A 22,971-nucleotide genomic window follows, 5' to 3' on the forward strand; every position below is an offset into this window, starting at 1 on the left:
CGGTTCACCCGGACGTGTTGTGATCCCCCGGACACGTTGCCGGCACCCCACCGGAGTGCCCATCTCGCCGGTCCAGATCCGGTTCGCGTTGACGCCGTGCATGTCCGTGGGCCAGATTGGCCCCGCATACGAATCCGACATTCGACCCAAATGGGCCATTACCGGTCCTTGCCGAGGAGTGTGCCGTGACGCTACTGGTCCGCTGGTGCCAGCGGTACCGATGGCTGGTCGTCGCGGTGTGGCTGATAGCACTGATCGCCGCGACGAACGTCGCCCAGCAGAAGGGCGCCCGCTTCAGCCAGGATCTCGGCGTCACCGGCGCCGAATCGCAGCAGGCGATGGACCTGGTGGCCGACATCATGCCCGACCGGAAACTGCCGGATCTGGAGATGATCGTCGTGCGTGCCCGGGCGGGTGACGTGCAGGCGCCCGAGGTGCGAGCGCGGGTCGCCACCATGATCGCCCAGCTCGGCAAGCTCCCCGGCGTCACCGGCGTGTTCGACCCCTACAGCCCGCTCGGCGCCGTGCCGCTCGGCGGCAGCCCCCTGAGCGCCGACGGACACACGGCGATCGTCTCCGTGCTCATGAAGGCCGCGCCGACCACGCCCGACCTCCCCGCGATGCACAGGTTGATCGCCACCGCCCGCGACTACGACGGGCCCGATCTCCAGGTCGAGGTCACCGGGCCCGCCACCACCGTGGTCGTGCAGGGGACGATCTCACCCTGGCCGATCGCGCTCGGCATCGGCGTCGCGCTGCTCATCCTCTGCCTGGCGGTGCGGTCGCCGGCCGCCGTCGCCGTCTGCGCCGTCGCCGCAGGGGCGACGACGGCGGGGGCGCTGGACTGCGTCACCGTGCTGTCCCGCCGGGCCAACGTCATGCAGCTCGCGCCGTTGCTGGCGCTGGTGCTCGGCTTCGGGCTGAGCCTCGGCTCCGCCCTCGTCATCGTCAACCGCTGCCAGACCGGCCTGCGGCGGGGACGCAGACCCGAGGACGCGGTGCGCGCGGCGATGCGCCATCCCGGCCGGGCGACCGTCGCGGGCAGCCTCGGGCTCGCCGTGGTCATGCTCGGCACCAGCGCGTTGCGCCTCAGCGTGTTCGACGGCCTCGCCCTGGCCGGGTTCACCGCCGCCGCCGTGAGCATCCTCGTCGTCGTCACGCTGCTGCCCGCGATGCTGGCGATCTCCGGGCGTGGCCTGCTCGTCTGGGCCGAGCGGACCCATCTGAGCGTCACCGGGACCGGGCTGCCGGTGCGCCCCGGCCTGCGATCCTGGTGGGCGGGGACCGTCGGGCGCCACCCCCAGGTGCTGGCCGGCGCCGCGGTCGTGCTGCTCACCGTCCTGGCGCTGCCGGTGGTGGGCTTGCGCCTCGGCGGCACCGACAACGGCGTCGACCCGACGTCGACGACGAGCCGGCGCGCCTACGACCTGGTCAGCGACGAGTACTTCCCCGGCCTCAACGGGCAGCTCATCGTCATGGCCACGGGGGTGTCCGCCGACCAGCCGACCGCCGTGCCCCACCTGCTGACCGCCCTCGAGGGCACCCGCGGCGTGAAGCGAGCCTTCCTCGTCCTGCAGAACGCCCAGGCGGCGAGCGCCCTGATCCAGGTGTTCCCGAACGACCCGCCCCGGTCGGCGGCGGCCAGCGACCTCGTGCACCGACTGCGCGACTCCACCGTGCCGGCGGCGATCGCGGGCACCTCCCTGGAGGTGTACATCGGCGGCCAGACGGCGATCTTCGAGGACATGTCGGACCGGTTCGCCCGGGTCCTGCCCGCCTTCCTGATCCTGGAACTGGGCGTGCTCGGGGTCGCGGTCCTGCTCGGCCTGCGTTCGGTTCGGCACAGCCTGGCGATCACGGCGGCCAGCATGCTCGCCCTCGCGGCGACCCTGGGTGTCATCACCTCGGTCTTCTGCAACGGATGGCTGGCCTCCGGGCTGGGCGTGCGCACCGGCCCGATCGAGCCGTTCATCCTCGGCCTCATCCTCATCATCGTGTTCGGGCTGTCGATCGGGATGCACCTGACGCTGCTGAGCCGGCTGCGCGGCTCCGCCGACGCCCCGGATCCCCAGGCGGCGATCAGCAGCCGGCACGCGGACGTCGGCGGTGTCGTCATCACGATCAGCATGATCATGGTCGCGGTGTTCGTGGCGCTCACGACGCAGCAGGTGCGGATGATGAAGCTGCTCGGCATCGGACTGTCCGTCGGGGTGATCCTCGACGCGCTCGTGCTGCGGCTGGTGCTGCTGCCCGCGCTCATCCACCTGGTCGGGCTGGACCATCGCCGCGGCGACCCGCCGCGGCCCGCGCCGCCCGCCCCGCCACGCCGCGGCTCGCGCCGCCGGCTGCTGCCGCTCGGCGCGCCGATGTCGACCAAGCGCACCGGTCTGGTCCGCCTGTACATCGAGGCCGGCGCCGGCCGCCCCGATCGGGGCGCGGCCGCCGCCGGCGGCGGATCCGCCGCCGGCGCAGCCGCCGTCCCGGGCGGCGGCCTACCGCCGTTCCCCCGGCCCCGCACACCCGTGCGCGGTGTCCGCGGTGCGCACCGGCCGGCTCACTCGCCGGCCGCGACGCAGGCGTCGCGCAGTACGGGGGTGGGGGAGCCGAGCAGGAAGCCCTGCCCGTAGCGGATCCCGGTCTCGCGGGTGGTGAGCAGCTCGCCGGTCGTCTCGATGCCCTCGGCGACCACGCCGCCGCCGATCTCCTCGGCGACGTGCACCAGCCCCGTCGCGACCGCGCGGCGCGCCGGATCGGCGTCGATGCCCTGAGTCAGGCTGCAGTCCATCTTGATGATCTCCGGGCGGAGCCGGACGAGCTGCTCCAGCCCGGCATAGCCGGCGCCGACGTCGTCGGCGGCGAGGCGGGCCCCGAGTCGGCGCAGGCGGTCCAGGTCGCGGGTGACCTCGGGGGCGTCGGCGATCCGCTCGTGCTCGGTGATCTCCACCAGGAGGCGTTCCGCGTCGGTCCCGGTGATCATCTCCACCAGTCCGGCCGACAGGGTGGTCGCGGAGGCGTTGACGGCGAGGCCGATGTGCGCGGGGATCTGGGGGAGTGCGTTCAGCGCGCGGCGCACCGCGGCGAGCTCCAGCTCGACGGTCAGTCCGACCGCGCCGGCCGCCGCGAACCACTGCGTCGTGCTGCGGGAGGCGTCCGGAAACCGGGACAACGCCTCCACCCCGATGATCCGCGCCCGCTCCAGATCGAACACCGGCTGGAAGGCGAGCGCCGGGCCGCCCTGGTCGATGAGGCGGCTGACGTCCAGCCACACCTGGCTGCGCGCCTGCCACATCCGGTGCAGGTCGGACACGGAGTCGCGCAGGATCTCGGCGAGCATGTGCAGGAACCGGGCGTCCCGTTCCCGCAGCTCGTTATGGGGCCGGTGGGCGATGCAGCCGAGCAGACCGTAGAGCGCGTCGTCGCTGTCCACGACCGGCACGGCGGCATAGGAGCGGATGTCCAGCTCGCGCGCGACCGGCGAGTCGGCGGTGCGGGGGTCGGCGAAGGTGTCGGGGATGAGCGTCGGCAACCGGCCGCTGAGGACCTCGGCGTACAGGCCGGTCTGTCGCCGCACGGTGGACCCCTGGGCGAGGTGGAAGGATCCGCCGTCGCCGTTGAGGACCTGGATGACGAGCACGTCGCCCTCGATCCGGCCGAGCCACGCCGCGTCCATGTCGAGATGCCGGCGTAGGACACCGAGCAGCTCGACCACCGCCGCCGACGGTGTGGGGACCTCGGCCGTCGGCCCGAGCAGCGTGGCCGCGCGCACCGTCATCCGCATCACCTCCCCGCGAGGTGTCTGTGCCCGCGCCCGCGTCCACGCACACGCCCGCCAGCCGCCGCCCTGCCTCCGCGAGCCGGACAAACGTGCAGGTCAGGGGCTTGTCCGTGGTCTGTATCAGATCGGAGCAAATTCGGTGCTTTATGCACGCGGGAGCGGGAAGGGCCCAGAGCGAGGGCAGCAACGCCGCGGAACCGACCAGGTGGAGTGACCACGTGAGCATGTTCGACAGCTTGTTGCACGGCCTCGACGACCAGGAGCAGGACCGGACGCGGGAACTGATCGCCGACAGCGTCGCCACCGATCGCGCCGATGCGCTCGCCGGTAAGGCGCCGGACCGGCTCGTCGACTCCGGCAGCCGCCGCCGCCGTTCGCGGGCCGAGACCCAGCGCCGGTAGTGACCGGCCGCCGGCCGGTGTGCCCGGCTGCCGCCCAGTGCGGCTGGCCGTCGGCAGGTGGCGTGGCCAGCCGTTGCCAAGTGCGGCGGGCCGTCGGCGGGTGGCTAGCCGTCGGCCCTGGCGCGTACCTCCGGCCGCCGCAGCGGTGGCACCGTCGACGGCGGTTGACGGCGAGCCGGAAGCGCGTCGAGCAGCCGCTGCACCGAGGCGGCGACCTCGGTGACGGCGGCCTCGAAGGCGGCGTCCGCCGTGGCCGGCGGCCGGCGCAGGCCGCTGATCTTCCGGACGAACTGGCGGGCGGCGGCCTGCACCTCGTCGGCGGTCGCCGGCGGCTCGAGTCCCCGCAGCTCGGTGATGTTGCGACACATACCGCAACGGTAACGACCGGGCGAACGGTCCTGACCGGGCGTCCGCAGCCACCTCCGGGTCACCGGGTTGTGGCTCCAGCCCTTCGGGTTGTGGTCTTCCCCGAAAATCACATACCCCGGGCCGCTGGATTGGGGGAAAATAACGAGGGGTGCAATGTCGTGCCCATGCAAGATGCGGGGCATGGCGGTACTCACCGTGGAGGGGAGCCGAGCGCTCATGGCGGACGGATATTACGGCGAGTCGTCGGGTGGCAACCGGGGGGCGGGCCGGCGCGGCGAACGGTTCGCCCAGGCGCGCCGGCTGGCCGGCCAGGCGCGACAGGACCGCACCACCTCGTGGTACATCCCGCTGGTGATCACGGTGATTGCCGCCGGGGCGTCGTTCGACGCCTTCGGTCGCGCCGTCGGGTTCCTCTACGCCCTCGCGCTGACGCTCGCCTTCGTCGCGCTGACCTGGACGACGATCCGGCTCATGCCGTCGGTGTCCGACGAGCTCAACGTCGCCCGCACCAGCGGCCCCCGCAAGCTGTACGCGGTCGTGAACACCCCGGTGCGCACCCGCGGCTTCTTCGTGCTCGCCGCCGCCCTGCCCATCGTCATCGCCCTGATCAAGGCGGTCGGCTTCTTCGTGCTCGGCGGAATCCTGCTCGTCGGCGTCGTGGTCGGCGCCGCCGTGGCGGCCGCCTGGGTCTTCGAACGCCGCTAACCGCCGGGGCCGTCGTCGGCGGCCAGGGGTGCGGTGATGCTACCGACCTCGACGACGTACGTACACCGTCATCGCACACCGCCGATCATGCTGGCGATGCCTTTCCCCGGCAGCAGTCAGGCCAGCATGATCCGCCGCTACTGCAGATGGCGGAACAAGCACGCCCAGGACAAGCGCCTACGCCAGGTTGTCGACAGGGCGAAGGTTGCCTGACGTGGCACTGAGTTCACCAAAGCTGGATCAAGAAGTGTTCGAGACTCTTGGGGGGATCGCCCGTCCGGGTGGTGTCGACGGGGGGCGGGTGGCCCAGCGGATGGTGGAGACGATGCCGTGGCCGGCCAGCCGGCCGATGGTCGCCTCGGTCGCGGGCAGGTAGGGCAGGCGCAGGGGCCAGCGGGTCCAGGCGGGCATCAGTCCCACGGCCGCCGATGCCAGCACGCCGTAGGGGGGTCGGGCCGCGAGCGGCAGGGGTGCCTGGAGCAGCAGGTAGCGGGCGGCGGCTCGGGCCTCGAGGGTGCCGGCGAGTTCGGGGCGGAACTCGCGCAGGGCCTGCGCCAGCTCGGCCTCGGTGCGCGGCGGGTCGGCGGCGCCGAGCTTGTCGGCGACGGTCGCGGCGTCGGCGATGTAGGCGTCGCGCTCGTCGGCGTTCAGCGGGCCGCCGGTCCCGTAACGCTGGTACGCGGCAAGGAAGCTGTCGACCTCGGCCACGTGGACCCAGCGCAGCAGGTGCGGGTCGCCGGCGGCGTAGGGCCGGCCGTCGGGGGCGACCCCGCGGACGCGGCGGTGGACGCCGCGGACCCGGGCGACGGCCCGTTCGGCCTCCTCGGCCGGGCCGAAGGTGGTCGCGGCGAGGAAGAAGCTGGTGCGTTGCAGGCGCCCCCACGGGTCGTGACGGAAGTCGGAGTGTCCCGCCACGCCGGCCATGGCCAGCGGGTGCAGCGACTGCAACAACAGCGCGCGCAGGCCGCCGACGAACATCGCCGCGTCCGCGTGCACGCGGCGGATCGGCCGGTCCTCGGCGAACCAGCGCTCGCCCGCGGCCTCGAAGATCTGGGCCCGCCGGCGCGGGCCCTCCGGGCCGGCGACGCGTTGCAGGACGTGGCCGCCGAGCCAGGCCCGCACGTCGTCGGCACCGCTGATCATCCGTACACCCACCATTACCCCATGATGCGCCGGGCGGCGCGCCGCGGTCCGGCCACCGTCACGGGTGCCGGCGGACACACATTCACCGGGTGGTGTGCGGAAGTGCTGTGAGGGCCGGTGCCTGTCGGCGGCGCTGAACACTGCTGGAGGTTGATGACGGTGGGGGCCGGGTGAACGGGTACTGACCTCGGTCCGAGCCCGACTCCCGATGATCAAAGTGTTCCGCGGAACCGCGCCGAGTCGGGCCGCCGGGCGGAGGCCTGCGGCCGGCGGCCCTGGACTGCGCTCAGGCGGCGGGGCTGACCAGGCGGTCGAGGTTCGCCAGCGACTTCTCCAGCATCGTCAGCGGCACCACCGGCCAGCTCACGCGGGCCTTCCACTTCTCCGACACGGCGCTCCAGTCGCAGTAGGAGGTCACGTCGGTGGTGTGGTCGTCGACCGGCGCGAGAGCGTAGCCGTAGACATGGCCGATCGGGGGGTGGTCGACGCCGCCGACCGTCCATTCGACCAGGGCGTCGGGCTCGATGCGGGTGACGACGTTGCGCACCCGGTACTTGCCCATCGGCAGGTCGCCGAGCGGCTCGCGGTCCATGTCCATCTCGAACGCGTCGCCGACGCTCGTCACGCGCCGGGCGTCGCCGGCGGCCACGAGCATGCCCGACCCGTCGATCCGGACGTGGCCGTCGGGGTCGGTGACGAGCTCGAAGATCCGTCCGGCCGGGGCGGAGATCCGGCGGGTGGTGGAGATGCGCTGCTCGTCGGCCACGGGTGCTCCTTCGCGTCGGGATGGACCCCGATGGATCCGGGGGGCGGTGCCGCCGGTCACGACCGCGGGCCCGCGGTGATCCGGATCATGCCCTTACGTTGTATATGCCGTGACCGATCGGTGCTCAACCGATACCGCCACCGATGCGCGGGTGCTGCCACCGTCCGCAGTGAGGTGGTTTCCTTCCGTGTACTACCGCGTGCCCGTACGCGGCGGTCTGGCCTCCTTGTCGTCCGTGGACCTCCGGAGAGCAGCCATGACAGCCGATGCGACCCGACTCCCGGATTGTGTATGTGGACAACGACCCGATCGTGTTGGCGTAGGTTCAGGCTTCTCACCAGCATATTTTGGATCGGGCGAACAACGGGTCCGTACCCGCGTTGCACACGCATGGCTCGGCCCGTGCGACCGCACGACGCAGCAGCGACTCCCGGGGACCATCCTCCCGTCAAAATGCGGGAGATGAGCAAAAGCCTCCCATGCTACGGTGCGCCTATGTCATCGATCAAGCAGTTTCAAGTCACCTTTGACTGCGCAGAACCTGAGCGCGTCGCTCGCTTTTGGTGCGAGGTGTTGGGGTACGTTGTGTCGCCGCCCCCGAAGGGGTTCGCCACCTGGGATGATTTCAACCGCTCCCGGTTTCCTGAGGATCAGGGTTCATGGTTCGCCTGCATTGATCCCTCGGGCGTGGGCCCGCGACTGTTCTTTCAGTGCGTTCCCGAAGGAAAGGTCGCCAAGAATCGGCTGCATCTTGACGTGAGGGTCGGCTCCGGGCTCGTGGGTGAAGAGCGCCTCGCCACGCTCGAAGCTGAATGCGCACGACTGTCCGTGCTCGGCGCGGTGCGCGTGCGACTGCTGTATGACGGCCACGACTCCTGCATCGTGATGCAGGACATCGAGGGAAACGAGTTTTGTCTTGACTGAGCATCCTCCGGGACCAGCGAGGTGGTGAGCCGTCTTCCTTGAGCCTCTCTCAAAGCCAGTCCCGTGTGGGGCGGGAGTTATCCCGTGAGGGCAAGGTCGTGCGGTCGTGCGGTGCCGAGCATCGCGGTGCGGTACAGCCATCCGTACAGCTAAGCCCGGGACGCCAGCCGACGAGAGCGAACTTCCCGGTTCAGGCTCGACGCAGCGCCAGCAGGCCGTCCGCGGTGAGGTCGAACCGGGCGCCGAAACCGCGGCTGATCTGGTCCAGGATGTCGCACAGCCAGACGCGGTCGGCGACGCACGCCCGGCGCAGCCGCATCAGCCGGGACCGCAGCGGCACCATCCGCAGGCCGGCGAGCGTCCCGGCGTCGGCCGGGTCGGCCGAGACGGACACGAGGTAGGCCAGCCGCAGATCGTCCCGGTAGGGCTCGTAGCCGGCGATGCCCTCGTAATCATCGATGAAGTCGCCGCAGCCATAAAGGATCAGCCGGTCCCGGTACACCTCGACCGGGCGCGGATGATGCGACGAGTGACCGAACAGAATGTCCACACCGCCGTCGACCAGCCGGTGCGCGAAGGCGATCTGCTCGTCGTCCACCTCGTAGCCCCAGTTGGAACCCCAGTGGATCGACACGGCGACGACATCGCTGGCACGCGCCATCCCTCGGGCGCGGGCAGCGAGCTCGTCGGCCGCGGCGTCGGTGAGTCTCTCGACGACGTCGACGCCGGCCCGGTCGTCGGTCGCGGCCCAGCCGGGCGGTATTCCACTGGACGGCACCCCGCACGCGAAGACGAGCACCCGGCCGCGACGGTGGCTTTCATGAGGGTCGCTCTCGCCAGCGCCGCACGGGACGATCGCGGGCCGTCTGGCCTCGTCGGCATCGCGGCCAGCACCCGCATGGCGCAGCCCCGCGCCGGACAGCGCATCGAGCGTCTCGGCAAGCCCGCGGGGCCCGAAGTCCAGCACATGGTTGTTCGCCAGCACACAGACATCCGGCCGACCGGCGGCGAGACACCCAAGATTATCCGGGTTCATCCGATAGTGGACGGCCTTGCCGGGCGCGAAGTCGTCGCACCAGGTGACGCTGGTCTCCAGGTTCAGCACCCGGACGGCGGGCCCGGCCGCGTCCAGCGCCGCCAGCGCGTCGCCCCACGGCCAGGCGGCGTCGACCCGGTGGGGGATCGGCCCGTTCACCGCCTCCGCCAGCTCGACGTAACTACGGGCATCCCGGACGAAACCCTCCAGGAGGGTGGGATCACCCGGACACGGCAGGATCTGATCCACCCCGCGGCCCAGCATGGTGTCACCGCAGAACACGATCGTCACGACGTCGTCACCCACGGTTCCACCGTACGGGTCAGCGCAACGGCATCGGTGCCGCGAAGACCACGAGGCGGCGGTTGACGTCGTCTCGATCGAAGGGGGTGGGGTCTTCTGGATACTCAGGATTCCAGTCCTCGACCGGGGCGTCGCCGCGGCCGGCGAGGCAGGTCGCTGGTCGAGGTCCAGGTCCTCAGCCCGTTGGCGGTCGTACGCAAACACCAGAAGCACGGGGTCGGCTCGGCTCTCGTCCACCGCGGCCTCGACATCCTCGCCGAGTCCTCGGTGCCACTCGTCTTCCTCGAAGGCGACCCCGACTACTACCGCCGCTTCGGCTTCGTGCCCGGCGGGGGCCTGAGCTTCCGCAAGCCGTCGCCGCGTATTCCGGACGCGGCCTTCCAAGTCGTCACGCTTCCCGGCTATCAGCCGTGGATGACGGGGACGCTGGTCTACTCGGAACTGTTCTGGCGGCACGACGCGGTCGGTCTCCGTGAGCCCGGGACAGCGACGATCCGATAGTCCCTCTTTGCGGACATCTGCAACCTGGGGGTGGGTAGGCACCTGGGCGGCCCAACTCGCCGTAGCCGCCGGCCCTCAACCACGCGCGTAGCCTGTCCTCGTCCGCTCGGGCCACGGCGACATCCTCCAGCCGCATCGCGCAATACTCGCCCGGATCCGGTACCACCACCATCCGTTTATGGGCTGAATCGCCCGGTCGTACCAGTGTGCCGCGGACGCCCTACTACGCCCGTCCGGCGCGTTTCCTCGACCCGGCGGTACGCCGGGCGCAGCCCGCGTGGGGCTGCCGACGATGGTCCCGGCGTGTGGCCGCCCTGACTTCCGCAAGTCCGGAGTCCGTCGTCGAGAACATCCAGATTTCGCCTTGGGGCCGGCGTCATCCGTGCAAGAGTGCACGGATGCGGCGTGATCTCCTCGTGAGCCGGCCTCCTGGCGACCTCCCGCGGGCGACGAGCGCGGCCTGGCGCCGGATCTGAGCGGCGCCGGGTCGCGGCGTGTTGCGGTGGCCGGTGCGCACCGTCTGCCCTGTCCGTCGATGCGCGCGACGCTGCGGGTGTACTGGCGCCTGCTGAGGGCGGGGATTCGTCGCCAGTCCGCCTACCGGCTGGCGGCGTTCGGCGGGGTGGCCGCGAACGCGACGTTCGGGCTGCTCAAGGTGGAGGTGCTGTTCGCGACGGTGCGCGCGGCGGGCGGCGAGCTGGCCGGGTACGACGTCGGTCGGATGAGCACCTACATCTGGCTTTCCCAGGCGCTGCTCGGCTCGGTCAACCTCACCGGCCGGACCGACATCGCCGAACGGATCAAGGATGGCCGGGTCGCAGTCGACTTCCTGCGCCCGCTGGACGTGCAGGCCGCCGAGATCACGACCGAGGTCGGTCGGGCACTGTTCGCGCTGGTCCCACGGGGGATCCCGATGCTGCTGATCGGCGTGACCGTCGGGATGGCGCAGCCCGGATCGCTCGCGGCGTACCCGCTCGGCGCGGTGAGCCTGCTGCTCGGCATCGTGATCTCCGTCGCGACCGCCTACCTGGTCGGGGTCGCCGGCTTCTGGCTGGTGGAAACCCACGGCGTGCAGGTCTTCTATCTGGTGGTCTCGGGGTTCCTGGCTGGGCTGTTCGTGCCCATCCGGCTGTTCCCGCGCTGGTTGTGGATCGCTGCCCAGGCGACGCCGTTCCCGTCGATGTTGACGTACCCGATCGACATCCTCGCCGGCCGCGTGGGCCTCGCCGGCGCGCTCACCCTGCTCGCGGCGCAGCTCGCCTGGCTGGCCGGCGTCGGCGGGCTCGGCCAGGCGCTGACCCGCGCCGGCCGGCGCCACCTCGAGGTGCAGGGTGGCTGAGGGGCTCACTGTTCGGGCTCGGCTGCGTCCCTACCGGGTGGTGCTCGCCGCTCGGGCCAGCTCCCAGACCGCCTACCGGGCGAACTTCGCCCTCGACCTGGTCAGCTCCCTGCTGTCCGCCGTCGTCGAGCTGGCCGAGGTCTGGGTGCTGTTCCATGCGGTGACGCGGCTCGGCGGGCTGGAGTTTCACCAGATCCTGCTGGTGTTCGGCCTTGCCGACCTGGCCTTCTCCCTCGCCGACCTGGTCTTCGGGCACTGCGACAACCTGCCCGCGTACCTGCGGGCCGGCACTCTCGACGTGTTCTACCTGCGGCCGCAACCGCTGCTGCTGCAGCTGGTCACCAGCGACATCAGCCTGCGGCGGCTGGCGCGCGCGACCGTCGGTCTGGCGGCCCTCGGCGCCGGGCTGGCCGTCAACGACGTCACCTGGGGCGTGGGCGACGTGGCGCTGCTGGTGGTGGCCCTGGTCAGCGGCTGCGCGACGTTCGCGGCGATGTTCGTCCTGGCGGGAGGCCTGCAGTTCTTCCTCGTCGACGGGGAGGAGATGACCAACGCGTTCGTCTACGGCGGCCGCTACGCCGCCACCCAGCCGGCGTCGGTGTGGTCGCGACCGCTCCAGGCGGTGTTCGGATTCTTCTTCCCGATGGCCTTCACCGGCTTCCTGCCGACGCTGCGACTGCTCGACCTGCCGGCACCCGCGTGGCTGCCGACGTGGCTGGCCTGGTGCGGACCGCTCGCCGCGATCTGGGCGTGGGCGATGGCGCTGCTGTGCTGGCACTGGGGCGTGCGGCACTACCGCGGCGGCGGCGGATGAGGCAGCCGGTGGCTGACGACGACGAAGGGGACGACGACGAAGGGGACGACGACGAAGGGGACGGCGGATGAGCGCGATCGTCGAGACCGCGGGGCTGACCAGGGAGTTCACCGTGCGCGACGGGGTCCGTCGGCGGCGGCTGACCGCCGTCGACGACCTGACGGTACGGATCGAACCGGGCGAGGCGGTCGGCTACATCGGTGCCAACGGGGCCGGGAAGTCCACCACGATCAAGATGCTCGCCGGCATCCTCGTGCCGACCAGCGGCACGGTGACCACCTGCGGGCTGCGACCGGTCAGGGACCGGCGCCGGCTCGCCCGCCAGATCGGGGTCGTGTTCGGTCAGCGATCCCAGCTCTGGTGGGATCTGCCGGTGCGGGAGTCCTTTCGGATTCTGGCCGCGATCCACGCCCTGCCCGCTGCCAGGGAGCGGGCCCGCACCGACGAGCTGGTCGAGCGGCTCGAGATGGCCGACTTCCTGGCCACCCCGGTCCGTCAGCTATCCCTGGGCCAGCGGATGCGCGCCGAGGTCGCGGCCGCGCTGCTGCACGCTCCCCGCCTGGTGATCCTCGACGAGCCCACAATCGGCCTCGACGTGCTGTCCAAGCAGCGGCTGCGGGAGTTCCTCATCGCCATGCGCCGCACCGACGGCACGACGCTGTTGCTGACCACCCACGACATGGGTGATGTCGAACGGCTGTGTGACCGGGTCCTGGTCGTCGATCACGGCCGGCTGGCCTACGACGGCGACCTGGCCGGCCTCGGGCGGACCACCGGCGCCGAGCGGGTGCTCGTCGTCCACCTCGCCGCGCCGTCCCCGGACCTGATCGGGATCGGCGTGGCCCGCCACCTGTCCAGCGAGGCGCACGGCCTGCGCCAGAGCCTCGCGTTCGACGCCGAGACCACCACCGCCGCCCGCGTGTTCGCGGCGGTCGCCGAACGGGCCGAGATCCTCGACTTCACGGTCGAGGAGCCCGATATCGAGGCCGTCGTCCGCCGGATCTATGCCGCCCGCCGCTGAAACCGTCGAAACCGCCGCGTCGGAAGGCCGCTCCGTGGTCCGGCCCGGGGACGGGTCAGCCCAGGCGGACGGCGAGCAGGGCGGTGTCGTCCTCGGTGTCGGCGTCGCGGCCGAGCGCGGCCAGCGCCCGATCACAGACCTCCTCGGGGGTGCCGTGCGCGGCGGCGCCCGCCCGGAGCAGCTCCATCCCTTCGTCGACCGGTCGGCGGCGGTCCTCGACCAGGCCGTCGGTGAAGAACAGCAGGGTGCTGCCCGGCTCCACCGTCAGCTCCGTCTCGGGGTAGTCGGGCAGGCCGGCGCTCAGCGGCGGCCCGGGTTCGAGGTGCAGGTAGCGGGCCGGCTGGTGCGGGGGGATCAGCAGCGGCGGCAGGTGTCCGGCGGAGGCGAGGACGAGCCGGCCGTTGTCGGGATCGAGCAGTGCGAACGCCGCCGTCGCGATCCGGCCCTGCTCGAGCCGGTTGGCGGCCGCGTCGAGCAGGGCGAGCACGGCCCCGGGGCTGGTCTGGGCGACGGCGTGGGCGCGCACCGCGGCGCGCAACTGGCCCATCGTCGCCGCCGCGTGGATCCCGTGGCCCATCACGTCGCCGATGACCAGCGCGATCCGGCCGTCGTCGAGAGGCAGCACGTCGTACCAGTCGCCGCCGACCAGAGCTCCGGCGCTGCCGGGCAGGTAACGCCAGGCGAAGGCGAGCCCGGGGATCTCCGGCAGGCGCTGGGGTAGCAGGCTGCGTTGCAGCGTGACCGCGGTCCGGCGTTCCTGTTCGTACTGGCGGGCGTTGCCGATCGCGACCGTCGCCCGGTCGACGAGCTCGGCGACCACGCGTTGTTCGTCGTCCTCGTAGGCGCCGCCCTCGGCGGCGGCCAGGCCGACCGCCGCCACCGGCCGACCGCCGAGCACCATCGGAAGGGCCAGCCGCGTGCCGTCCGGGGAACGGGCCGGCCGGCCGGTGCGCAGCGCCTGCGTCATGCCCCCACCGTCCGGGACGCCCCGGCCGCCCAGCCGGCCGCCAATCGGGGCCGCGGCCGGGCTCTGAACCGGGACCGCGGACACCTGGTGCGCCGGGTCGGTGGTCGGGCGGTCGGCGCCGGTCGGGCGGCTGCCGGCGGTCGGCAGCGGGTCGGCGCGGTCGGCGACGGCGACGATCTCGACGCCGCCCTCCTCGTCGAACCGGCACGCCGCCGCCCGCCCCGCATGCCACGGCACGAGCAGGGAGACGAGGTGCTCCAGGATGCGCCGGGTGTCCAGGGTGGAGGTGAACAGGTCCGTCGCGGCGGCGAACAGGGCGGTGCGTTCCCGGGCCTCCCGCTCCACGGTGAACAGCCGGGCGCGTTCCAGCGCCAGCGCCGTCTGCGTCGCCAGCGCCTGGACGAAGGCCCGCTCGTCGTCGTCGAACAGGCGGGAGTGGTCGAAGGAGAACCGCAGGGCGCCGAGGGTGCGGTCGCCGACGAACAGGGGCAGCACGCACATCGCCACCGCCGTGGGCTCAAGCTCGGCGAGGTCGGGGTAGCGGGCGTCGCGCTCCCGGCGTGACTCCAGCCAGACCGGCTCGCCGCTGCGCAGCGCGTCCGTGGCCGGCAGCCGGTCGTCGAGCCGCTCCGCTCGCAGCGCCGCGATCATGCTCTCCCCGTAGCCGACCGACCCGGGGATGGCCAGCCGCCCGGCGCCGTGCGGGATCATCAGTACCCCGCCGCTGGCGCCGAGTGCCTTCGCGCCCTGCGAGACGACGGCGGCCGCGACCTGCTCCGGGGTGGTCGCCCGGGCCAGGGCGGCGGTGACCCGCTGCAGTCGGGCGGAGCGCTCCGCCGTGCGCTGGGCGGCCACGACCACGTCGAGGGTGTCCAGCAGGTACTGCTCGAAGCCGCGGGTCCGCACCGCGCCCTCGCCGCGTTCGGCGGCGCGCAACTGTTCGACCAGGGAGCCGATGTACCAGCGCCGGAACGCGACATGCTGGGGCGGGGACTCGAGGGTGAGCAGCCTGGCGGCGCGGGCGTAGTCCTCGATCTCCTCCAGCGCCGCCAGGTACTGTTCGGCGTCGGCCGCCGTGCTCAGCGGGAGGACCAGCTCCAGCGGGGTGCGCGGCCGCCCGGCCGACGCGGCCGCCAGCGCCTGCCGTTTGATCGCCTGACGGGGCCCGGCGAACCGGGTCGTGACCGTCCCGAGCAGTTCGGCCAGCCGCTCGGGCACGGCCGCGCTGGCACCGGACGCCGCGCCGCCCGCGGCCAGCGCGAACTCGCGGACCAGGCCGTCGACGTGGTGCTTCGCCGCGAGCAGGAGATCGGTGGGCACGTCGCCGAGACGGACGAGATGCCCCGGCGCCGACGTGGGCTGCCCGCCGGCGGACAGGATGATCGTGCCGACGCCGCGCAGGCCGCTCATGCCCCTGATCCCGACCGTGTGCGCCCCGCCGCTGTCCGCCGAACCGCCGCTCTGCGCCGAACCGCCGCTCTGCGCGGCGCCGCCGTGCGGTGCGGAACGGCCGGCCTGAGCCGAGCCACCGGCCCGCCGACGCGTGGGGGGAGTCCGTGCCGGGGGAGTCCGGCCGCTGTGCGAGGCGTCCGGTCGGCCCTCGCCGACGCCGACGCCCGCACCCTTCTCGGCGACGGCGTCCGCGCCGTCGCCGACCCCGGCGAACTCCGCCCATACGATCTTGCCCGCGGCCACCGGCTGGACTCCCCACCGGGTGGCCGAGGCGGCGACCAGCGCCATGCCCCGCCCGGTCAGCCCGTCCCCACCAGCCGGAGGGCGAAGCGGCATCGTCTGGCTGCTGTCGCTGACCTCCACCCGCAGCGCCGCGCCGCCGGCGAGGATCCGCACCTCGACCGGGGCGGCCCCGTGCAGCAGGGCGTTGGTCGTCAGCTCGCTCAGCACCAGGCGGACGTCGTCCACCACCGGCTCCCACCGGGTGCCGGCGAGCATCCGGACAGCCAGCTTGCGCACCCGGTCGACCCCGCCGGAACGGCCGTCGAGGCGCACCGTGGCACGATCGCCACCGGCGGCGACGTCCCCGCCCGCCGCGCCGTTCCCGCCCGCTGCGGCGTCCTCGGAGTCACCGGCCTGCCCGGCGGCCGCGGCCGGCTCGCCCTCGGCGCGCCCGGGCTCGGGCCCGCCGGGCCCGGCGGCGACGGCGTCGCCCACCTCGCTGTGCCTGCCCATCCTGCCGGCCTCCCGTCCGACCGACCACTCATGATGGCGGCCAACCCTAGATACCGGCCAACCCTGATGGCCCTGACGCGGCGCGACCCTTGACGCGACGCAACCCTTGACGCGGCGCGGCACCCTGCCTGCCGTTCACTGCCTGTGCTCCGCCGCGCCCTTCGGCGAGGTCAAGCATGCCAGAAAAGTCGGTGATGCCCTGGGCGACGCCCCCCTAACCGGTTGCCGGCGGTTTCCCGCCGCCCGTCGGGCGCAGACGGATCGGACCAGGTCGGGATGTCTGGCGCGCCGTCCCGGGCCGGGCGCGTCGGGATCGTCACGGCAACCGGCCGCGGAACCGGGCGGGGGTTCGGCCGCCCCGGCGCGTCGACCCGGCGAGCAGGTCGAGCACGGCGACCTCGGTCACCCCCAGGGTGGCGAGGTGGCCGGTGTCGGCGGGTCGAGGGACGCCAGGTCCGCCGCGATCGTGTACCCGTCGAGGAACAGGTCGACGATCCTGGGGCGGACGTAGGAGGTCCGGCTTTTGTGCGGCACGCCCGTCGGCGTCGCGACCCGGGCCGGCGAGCGGGTGAGGAACCGAGCCTGCGAGCGGGGCAGGTTTCTGTCTCGTGACGAAGCCCCGCGGCGGGTTTCCGGCGACACGCGGGGGAATAGGCACTTCGTGCCGCGAGGCGCCATGCCCGTCGTCTCGCCTGGGTCGTCTCGGTCGGGTCGGGTCGGGCGTGTCCGGCAGTTACCTGTCGGAACGCTTTCTGTCGGATCGCTTCACACGGGAGAGGCGGCAACATGCCGGTATCAGCCTCCACGCACCGCACCTGGTCACCCGCCGCCGACGTCCCCCCGCTCGCGTCCTGGCGCAGCGCGGGCGCCTGCGGAGCCGGTGATCTCGACCTGTTCTTCGCGCCCGACGGTGTGCCCCGCCGCGAGCGCGCCCGGCGGGAGGCGGCCGCGAAGGCGGTCTGCGCAGGGTGCAGGGTGCGACGGGAATGCCTGCGCTACGCCCTGCGCACGGGCGAGCGGTTCGGCGTCTGGGGCGGCCTGACGGAATGGGAACGCGCCCGCCTCGACCGGCCGTGACGTCGGCGCCCGGCTCCCGGCGGGCGGGCGGGCGCAGCCGACCGTGACGGACTCGGCGACATGACAGACTCGGCGGCATGACGGGCGCGGTGACGTGACGGATCCAGGGGACGTGACGTGACGGACGCGGTGGTCGTCGGCGCGGGCGTGAACGGCCTGGTGGCCGCGAACGTGCTCGCCGACGCGGGGTGGGACGTCGTCGTCTGTGAGGCGGCCGACAGCCCCGGCGGCGCCTGCCGGTCCGCGCAGGTCACCGCCCCGGGTTTCCTCAGCGACCTGTTCAGCGCCTTCCATCCGTTCGCCGCGGCGAGCCCCGCCCTGCGCCGCCTGGACCTGCCCGCGCAGGGGCTGGAATGGTGCAGGGCACCGCAGGTGCTGGCCCATCCCACCCCCGACGGCCGCTGCGCGCTGCTGTCGATGGACCCGGCTCGCACCGCGCGGTCCCTCGACGACTTCGCCGCGGGCGACGGTGCGGCCTGGCGGGCGCTGGTCGACCGGTGGGCGCCGCTGCGCGAACCCCTGCTCGACGCCCTGTTCGGCGCGCCGTTCCCGCCGCTGCGGGCCGGACTGCGCCTCGCCCGCAGCCTCGGCGCCGCCGACGGGCTGCGCTTCGCCCGGTTCGCCGCGCTGGGCGTGCGCCGCTTCGCCGAGGAGGAGTTCACCGGCGAGGGCGCCGCGCTGCTGTTCGCCGGCAACGCCATGCACGCCGATCTCGGCCCGGAGTCGGTCGGCTCGGCGCTGCTCGGCTGGCTGCTGACCATGCTCGGGCAGGACGTCGGCTTCCCCGCGCCGCGCGGCGGAGCCGGGCGGATCCCCGAGGCGCTGGTCGCCCGCCTGCGCGAGCGCGGTGGCCGGCTACGCACCGGGGCGGCGGTGCACGCCGTCGAGGTGCGCGGCGGGCGGGCCCGCGGCGTCCGGCTGGCCGACGGCAGCTCGCTGCCGGCACGGCGTGCCGTCATCGCCGACGTCGACGCGGTGTCGCTGTACCGGAACCTGGTCGGCGCCGGGCATCTGCCCGCCAGGCTGCTCGACGACCTGACCCGCTTCCAGTGGGACCAGGCCACCATAAAGATCAACTGGGCGCTGTCCGGACCGATCCCCTGGGCGGACCCGCGGTGCGCCCAGGCCGGCACCGTCCATCTCGGCGGCACCCTGGACGATCTCAGCCGCACCGCGGCGCAGCTCGCCCGCGGGCTGGTGCCCGCCGAACCGTTCTGCGTGCTCGGGCAGATGACCACGACCGATCCCACCCGTTCTCCGCCGGGCACCGAGAGCGCCTGGGCCTACCTGCACGTCCCCCAGCTCCCGCGGGGCGACGCCGGGGGAGCTGGCATCGCCGGGCCGTGGAACGACGAGGCGGTGGCACGCGTCGTCGAGCGGGCCGAGCGCAGCGTTGAGGCGGCGGCACCCGGGTTCGCCGCGCGGATGCTGGCGCGCCACGTGCAGTCGCCGGCCGACCTGCAGGGCTCGGACGCGGTGCTGCGCGGCGGGGCCGTGCACGGCGGGACCGCGGCGCTGCACCAGCAGCTCGTCTTCCGCCCGGTGCCGGGACTCGGCCGACCCGAGACGCCCGTCGCCGGGTTGTACCTGGGATCGATGTCGGCCCATCCGGGCGGCGGCGTGCACGGCGGCCCGGGGGCGCTCGCCGCCCGCGCCGCGCTACGGGCGGCCGGCCCGTTCGGCCCGGTGCAGCGCGCCACCGTCGCCGCGCTCAACCGACGCCTCTACGCCCCGTCCCGCCACGCCCCGTCCCGCCCGGCGGCGCCGACCGGATGAACAGCTCGCCCATCGCCCGGACGCGATCGGCGAGCTCGGCCGGCTCGAGGATCGTGAACGGCGCGCCGACGGCGCCGAGCACCATCGCGGGCCAGGCCAGCGAGTCCACCTCCATCCGCAGTCGGCACGACCCGCCGTCGACCTCCTCCACGCGGCCCCACCCGCCGACCACCCGCGCGACCTCGGCGGCCGGCGCGGCGACATCGACCAGCACCTGCTGGCGGACCCCCGCGCCGGCGACGGCGCGCTGGACATACTCGGCCGCGTCCCCGCCGGGCGGCTGGCGCGGTCGAAACCGCCGGCCGGTGGCGGTGGGCCCGGCGAGCCGATCCACCCGGAAGGTGCGCCAGTCGTCCCGTTCGACGTCGAAGGCGACCAGGTACCAGCGCCCGCCGAGCGCGACGAGGCGGTGCGGCTCGACGCGGCGCCGGCTGCGCTCCCCGCCCCGGTCGGTGTAGTCGAAGCGCAGCTCCTCCTCGGCTCGGCAGGCCAGCGCGATCGCCGTGAGCAGCCCGGCGTCGAGCGTCGGGCCGCCCCACGGCGCCGGCGTGGTGAAGGCGGCGACCGCGTCGACCTGCCGGCGCAGCCGTGGCGGCAGAAGCTGGACGATCTTCGCCAGCGCCCGCACCGACGTTTCGCCGACACCCGTCACCGCCCCCGCGGCCGCGGTGCGCAGCCCGACGGCGACGGCGACGGCCTCGGCGTCGTCGAGCAGCAGCGGCGGCATGGCCGCGCCGGCCCGCAACTGGTAGCCGCCGGCCACCCCGCGGATGGCCTGGACCGGGTAGCCGAGCTCACGCAGCCGGTCGACGTCGCGGCGCAGCGTGCGGGGGCTGACCGCGAGCCGCTCGGCGAGCTCGCCGCCCGGCCAGTACCGGTGTGTCTGCAGCAGGGACAGCAGCCGCAGCATCCGGGCACTCGTGTCCGCCATCGCCGCTCCGCTCCCGCGCCGTCCCGTCCTGTCTCGTCCCGCCCCAGCCATGTCCCATGCGGCCTCGTCCCATGCGGCCTCGTCCCACGCGGCTACGTCCCGGGCGGCCACGTCCCACACGGCGTCGTCCCGGGCGGCTTCGTGCGGCGCGGTCTGCGCCCGCGTCAGGATGCCATGCCGCCATCCGGGTGCGGGCGGGGACGGCGGACCGCGCGGTCGGTCCGGGCGCGGGCGGCGGCGAGCTGGCGGCGCCAGCGGCCCAACGCCTCGTCGAACAGCTCCTGCGCGCCGCGGTAGTCACCGGTCGCCGACAGGCTGGCGGCCAGGCTGTGCGTCGAGGCCAGCGTGTCGGGATGGTCGTCGCCGAGCAGGCGACGGCGCCGGGCCAGCACCTCCTCGGTGAGCCGCCGGGCGGACTGGAACTCGCCCAGGTCGTCCAGGTTGCTCGCGAGCCGGCTGGCGAAGGCGAGGACGTCGGGATGGTCGTCGCCGAGCAGCCGGCGCAGCCGGGCGAGCAGGTCCTCGTCGAGCGCGCGAGCCGCCCGGAACTGGCCGAGCCCCCGCAGGACGGCGGCCAGGTCGGTGGTCGTGTCGAGGGTCTCGGGATGGTCCTCGCCGAGCAGGCGGCGCCGCCGGGCGAGCACGTCCTCGATGAGGGCCCGCGCGTTCCGCAGGTCGCCGACGGCGCCGAGATGCCCGGCGAGCTGGTGGGCGCGGGCGAGTGTGTCGGCGTGGTCCTCGCCGAGGACGGCGCGGGACCGGGCGACGGTGTCGGCGTGCAGGTCGCGGGCGGCCTCGTGCTCGCCCAGCTCCCACAGCACCATCGCCAGGTTGGCGGCGGTCGCGAGGGTGTCCGGGTGGTTCTCGCCGAGGAAGTGGAGCCGCCGGGCCAGGGTGTCCCGCTCCAGCTCCCGTGCGGCCCCCCGCTGCCCGACCGCGAGCAGGGTGACGGCGAGGTTGTTCGCGGTGGCCAGCGTGTCGCGATGGTCCGGGCCGAACCGTCCGAGGTTGCGGCGATACAGGTCGCGGGCGAGGTGCTCGGCCGCGGCGTAGGCACCCCGGGCGTACAGGTGGGAGCAGTGGACGTCCGCCCACGCGTGGAGCTGGTGCGGGTCGTCGGGATCGTCGATGGTGTCCAGCGCCGCCAGCAGGTGCGGGACGACGGGCGCCTGCGCCGACCAGGTCGGCCGGTCGGCCGGGCTCGCGGCATACGCCGCCGCGAGCAGCCGTCCGGCGAGGTCGCCAAGCTCGCGGCGCTGGCGCGAGGTCAGCCCGGCGGCCACCGCGTCGCGCACCAGACCGGGCAGGACGATGCTGTCCCCGGCGCGCCGGGCCAGGCCGTGGTCGACGGCGACCGCGATGATCCGGTGCAGGTCACGCTCGCCGTCGTCGCGGCGCTGGCGGTGGGTGGGCCCGATCCGCCCCCGGCGGTTCGGCGGGCTCCCCGCGCGTAACAGGGACAGGGGCACCGGTGCCGGCGCGAGCAGGGCGCACAGCTCCAGCAGCCGCACGGTCGCCGGTGCCGACTGGGCGTACCGCTCCTGGAACAGCGTCCAGCACAGCTCGACCGGGGCGTGGCCGTCCCGGCCGGTGCGGAGGTCCCGCGGGTCGCGATCATCCTCGGCGAGCAGCCGGGCGGCCAGACCCACCGCCAGCGGCTGGTCGGCGAGCCGGGCGGCGATGGCGTCGGCGACATCGGGGTCCAGGTCGGGTCGCCGGACGGTCAGCAGGGCGACGGACCGCTCGCGGGGCAGGGGACCGACCTCCACCGCCGGCACCGGATCGCCGCGCCGCGCCGTCCCGTCGGCGTCGATCAGCAGCAGGTGGCCCGACCGCGCCGGCAGCGACTGGTCCAACCACTGCCACAACCCCGACGCGTCGCGGGCGTCGTCGAACACCAGCAGCCAGCGGTCTCGCCGGTTCAGCTCGGCCAGGACGGCACCGATCGTCGCGTCGACACCGGCGCCGGCCGGCAGCCCCAACGGCCCGGCGAGCGCGGCGAGCTGCTGGCCGAGCAGCGGAAGCTGCCCCGCGTCCAGCCACCGGACCAGGCCGTACCCCGACGCGTGCCGGTAGGCGTAGTCGACCGCGAGCTGGGTGCGTCCGCTGCCGGCGGGGCCGCGAAGCACGACAGCCGGCACCGGGCCGCCCGTCAGCGCCCGGCGGACCTCTCGCAGCAGCGTCCCGCGCTCGACGCCCGACCGGTCCCGGCGCGGCACGTTCCACCCCGCGGGCAGCAGCGGCGGAAAGGGGGCGCCCGGCGTGTCGGGACCGGGCGCCGCGGGGCGGGGGGTGCCGGGCGCGGCGACGGCGTCCAGGAGGCGCCGGGCGGCGGCCGTCTCGGCGACGCCGAACAGGTCGATGCGGTCGACGGTCGCCAGCACCCCGGGGACCGGGCCGTCGGCCACCCGGACCAGCAGCAGCGGCCGCGTCGCCAGCACCGCGGCCCATTCCAACGTGCACCAGGGGGCCTCGAACAGGGCCGGGGAACAAACGGCCAGGACACGTTCCACCTGCGCCACCTCGGCACCGATATCGGAAACGGCGTACTCCCCTCCGGGCGATTCGGAAGGCTGCACCCGCACCGTGCGGCCGGCAGACTCGAGAATGTCAGTGATCCAGGTGACCCAGTTCTCATCCGGACCGGCGTACGAAAGGAATAAGCCGGTGCCCGGCTGGGCGGTACCGGCGGCGTCGACCGCGGACGGTCGGGTAGATCGCACGACGACAGAGCCTGCCAGAAAAGGCCACGCCGATTCACGCCCTGCCGCTGTGACCTAAGGCGACCGAGGGTTGTCCGGCACAACGGCGTAAAAACGAACCCCCTTCGCGCGCGATGCCCGGCCGGAAGTTTTCCAGCAGCCGGCTGACAGGAAATGCAGCGTAGGCGACCTTGCTTGGCGGAGGCGAATGGCGATGGGTGAAACCGTAACAAA

Annotated in this window: 19 protein-coding genes and 1 pseudogene; 11 read left to right on the forward strand and 9 right to left on the reverse strand. The window is 73.6% G+C overall.

Annotated elements, in window-relative coordinates:
* Positions 1-185 precede the first annotated feature (185 nt).
* Positions 186-2,627, forward strand: a complete 2,442-nt coding sequence (locus tag AC5R91_RS01445; protein ID WP_495395259.1) for an MMPL family transporter — start codon at positions 186-188, stop codon at positions 2,625-2,627.
* On the opposite strand, the gene AC5R91_RS01450 is transcribed toward AC5R91_RS01445, so the two are convergent.
* Positions 2,555-3,772: a sensor domain-containing phosphodiesterase gene (locus AC5R91_RS01450; protein WP_495395260.1), complete on the reverse strand. Its 1,218-nt coding sequence runs from the start codon at positions 3,770-3,772 to the stop codon at positions 2,555-2,557. The two genes, AC5R91_RS01445 and AC5R91_RS01450, sit on opposite strands and share 73 nt — an antisense overlap.
* Before the next feature lie 221 nt (positions 3,773-3,993).
* On the opposite strand from AC5R91_RS01450, the gene AC5R91_RS01455 reads away from it, so the two are divergent.
* Positions 3,994-4,176, forward strand: a complete 183-nt coding sequence (locus AC5R91_RS01455; RefSeq protein WP_041939414.1) for a hypothetical protein — start codon at positions 3,994-3,996, stop codon at positions 4,174-4,176.
* Between the two features lie 104 nt (positions 4,177-4,280).
* On the opposite strand, the gene AC5R91_RS01460 is transcribed toward AC5R91_RS01455, so the two are convergent.
* Positions 4,281-4,544 (reverse strand): DUF2277 domain-containing protein, encoded by a 264-nt coding sequence (locus tag AC5R91_RS01460; RefSeq protein ID WP_495395261.1) that lies wholly within the window; start codon positions 4,542-4,544, stop codon positions 4,281-4,283.
* A gap of 181 nt (positions 4,545-4,725) precedes the next feature.
* Here AC5R91_RS01460 and AC5R91_RS01465 point away from each other — a divergent pair, with 181 nt between their 5' ends.
* Positions 4,726-5,250, forward strand: coding sequence for a hypothetical protein (locus tag AC5R91_RS01465; protein WP_495395262.1), 525 nt, complete (start codon positions 4,726-4,728; stop codon positions 5,248-5,250).
* A 240-nt stretch (positions 5,251-5,490) separates the two neighbouring features.
* Here the strand turns inward: AC5R91_RS01465 and AC5R91_RS01470 are convergent, their stop codons facing one another.
* Both AC5R91_RS01470 and AC5R91_RS01475 read right to left on the reverse strand, forming a co-directional pair.
* Complete coding sequence (locus tag AC5R91_RS01470) at positions 5,491-6,393, reverse strand: oxygenase MpaB family protein (RefSeq protein ID WP_495395263.1); 903 nt, start codon at positions 6,391-6,393, stop codon at positions 5,491-5,493.
* Between the two features lie 286 nt (positions 6,394-6,679).
* Entirely contained in the window at positions 6,680-7,159 is a 480-nt protein-coding gene (locus AC5R91_RS01475; protein WP_495395264.1) for an SRPBCC family protein, read from the reverse strand.
* A gap of 263 nt (positions 7,160-7,422) precedes the next feature.
* Here AC5R91_RS01475 and AC5R91_RS01480 point away from each other — a divergent pair.
* Positions 7,423-7,482 (forward strand): annotated as a pseudogene (locus tag AC5R91_RS01480) (SAM-dependent methyltransferase); the annotation flags it as partial.
* A 172-nt stretch (positions 7,483-7,654) separates the two neighbouring features.
* Entirely contained in the window at positions 7,655-8,083 is a 429-nt protein-coding gene (locus AC5R91_RS01485) for a VOC family protein (RefSeq protein WP_495395265.1), read from the forward strand.
* Positions 8,084-8,273: 190 nt separating this feature from the next.
* On the opposite strand, the gene AC5R91_RS01490 is transcribed toward AC5R91_RS01485, so the two are convergent.
* Positions 8,274-9,425: a CapA family protein gene (locus tag AC5R91_RS01490; RefSeq protein WP_495395266.1), complete on the reverse strand. Its 1,152-nt coding sequence runs from the start codon at positions 9,423-9,425 to the stop codon at positions 8,274-8,276.
* 180 nt (positions 9,426-9,605) lie between these two features.
* On the opposite strand from AC5R91_RS01490, the gene AC5R91_RS01495 reads away from it, so the two are divergent.
* The 4 genes from AC5R91_RS01495 to AC5R91_RS01510 all read left to right on the forward strand — a co-directional run bounded on the left by AC5R91_RS01495 (position 9,606) and on the right by AC5R91_RS01510 (position 13,097).
* A complete protein-coding gene (locus AC5R91_RS01495) occupies positions 9,606-9,923 on the forward strand; it encodes a GNAT family N-acetyltransferase (RefSeq protein WP_495395267.1) in 318 nt (105 codons plus the stop codon).
* Positions 9,924-10,458: 535 nt separating this feature from the next.
* Positions 10,459-11,262: an ABC transporter permease gene (locus AC5R91_RS01500; protein ID WP_495395268.1), complete on the forward strand. Its 804-nt coding sequence runs from the start codon at positions 10,459-10,461 to the stop codon at positions 11,260-11,262.
* The gene (locus AC5R91_RS01505; RefSeq protein ID WP_495395269.1) at positions 11,255-12,076 is read left to right on the forward strand and encodes an ABC transporter permease; all 822 of its coding nucleotides are present in this window, start codon (positions 11,255-11,257) and stop codon (positions 12,074-12,076) included. The genes AC5R91_RS01500 and AC5R91_RS01505 overlap by 8 nt, the downstream gene beginning before the upstream one ends.
* A gap of 67 nt (positions 12,077-12,143) precedes the next feature.
* Positions 12,144-13,097, forward strand: coding sequence for an ABC transporter ATP-binding protein (locus AC5R91_RS01510; protein ID WP_495395270.1), 954 nt, complete (start codon positions 12,144-12,146; stop codon positions 13,095-13,097).
* Positions 13,098-13,152: 55 nt separating this feature from the next.
* Here the strand turns inward: AC5R91_RS01510 and AC5R91_RS01515 are convergent, their stop codons facing one another.
* Together AC5R91_RS01515 and AC5R91_RS01520 are read right to left on the reverse strand one after the other, a co-directional pair.
* Positions 13,153-16,251, reverse strand: a complete 3,099-nt coding sequence (locus tag AC5R91_RS01515) for a SpoIIE family protein phosphatase (protein ID WP_495395271.1) — start codon at positions 16,249-16,251, stop codon at positions 13,153-13,155.
* Positions 16,252-16,653: 402 nt separating this feature from the next.
* Complete coding sequence (locus tag AC5R91_RS01520; RefSeq protein ID WP_495395272.1) at positions 16,654-16,785, reverse strand: hypothetical protein; 132 nt, start codon at positions 16,783-16,785, stop codon at positions 16,654-16,656.
* 252 nt (positions 16,786-17,037) lie between these two features.
* On the opposite strand from AC5R91_RS01520, the gene AC5R91_RS01525 reads away from it, so the two are divergent.
* Both AC5R91_RS01525 and AC5R91_RS01530 read left to right on the forward strand, forming a co-directional pair.
* The gene (locus AC5R91_RS01525; RefSeq protein ID WP_495395273.1) at positions 17,038-17,328 is read left to right on the forward strand and encodes a WhiB family transcriptional regulator; all 291 of its coding nucleotides are present in this window, start codon (positions 17,038-17,040) and stop codon (positions 17,326-17,328) included.
* Between the two features lie 117 nt (positions 17,329-17,445).
* Complete coding sequence (locus tag AC5R91_RS01530; RefSeq protein WP_495395274.1) at positions 17,446-19,104, forward strand: phytoene desaturase family protein; 1,659 nt, start codon at positions 17,446-17,448, stop codon at positions 19,102-19,104.
* Here the strand turns inward: AC5R91_RS01530 and AC5R91_RS01535 are convergent.
* Positions 19,040-20,035, reverse strand: a complete 996-nt coding sequence (locus AC5R91_RS01535) for a helix-turn-helix transcriptional regulator (protein WP_495395275.1) — start codon at positions 20,033-20,035, stop codon at positions 19,040-19,042. The genes AC5R91_RS01530 and AC5R91_RS01535 overlap by 65 nt on opposite strands.
* A 164-nt stretch (positions 20,036-20,199) precedes the next feature.
* On the reverse strand, positions 20,200-22,758 hold the full coding sequence (locus AC5R91_RS01540; RefSeq protein WP_495395276.1) for a tetratricopeptide repeat protein: 2,559 nt from the start codon (positions 22,756-22,758) through the stop codon (positions 20,200-20,202).
* Positions 22,759-22,971 lie beyond the last annotated feature (213 nt).

It is taken from the genome of Frankia sp. BMG5.60 (genome assembly GCF_059428125.1).

Bases quoted from the DNA above. Each gene is read 5' to 3' on its own strand.
- AC5R91_RS01450 (WP_495395260.1), bottom strand. From the start codon at position 3,772: ATGACGGTGCGCGCGGCCACGCTGCTCGGGCCGACGGCCGAGGTCCCC.
- AC5R91_RS01460 (WP_495395261.1), bottom strand. From the start codon at position 4,544: ATGTGTCGCAACATCACCGAGCTGCGGGGACTCGAGCCGCCGGCGACC.
- AC5R91_RS01465 (WP_495395262.1), top strand. From the start codon at position 4,726: ATGGCGGTACTCACCGTGGAGGGGAGCCGAGCGCTCATGGCGGACGGA.
- AC5R91_RS01470 (WP_495395263.1), bottom strand. From the start codon at position 6,393: ATGATCAGCGGTGCCGACGACGTGCGGGCCTGGCTCGGCGGCCACGTC.
- AC5R91_RS01485 (WP_495395265.1), top strand. From the start codon at position 7,655: ATGTCATCGATCAAGCAGTTTCAAGTCACCTTTGACTGCGCAGAACCT.
- AC5R91_RS01500 (WP_495395268.1), top strand. From the start codon at position 10,459: ATGCGCGCGACGCTGCGGGTGTACTGGCGCCTGCTGAGGGCGGGGATT.
- AC5R91_RS01510 (WP_495395270.1), top strand. From the start codon at position 12,144: ATGAGCGCGATCGTCGAGACCGCGGGGCTGACCAGGGAGTTCACCGTG.
- AC5R91_RS01515 (WP_495395271.1), bottom strand. From the start codon at position 16,251: ATGGGCAGGCACAGCGAGGTGGGCGACGCCGTCGCCGCCGGGCCCGGC.
- AC5R91_RS01525 (WP_495395273.1), top strand. From the start codon at position 17,038: ATGCCGGTATCAGCCTCCACGCACCGCACCTGGTCACCCGCCGCCGAC.
- AC5R91_RS01535 (WP_495395275.1), bottom strand. From the start codon at position 20,035: ATGGCGGACACGAGTGCCCGGATGCTGCGGCTGCTGTCCCTGCTGCAG.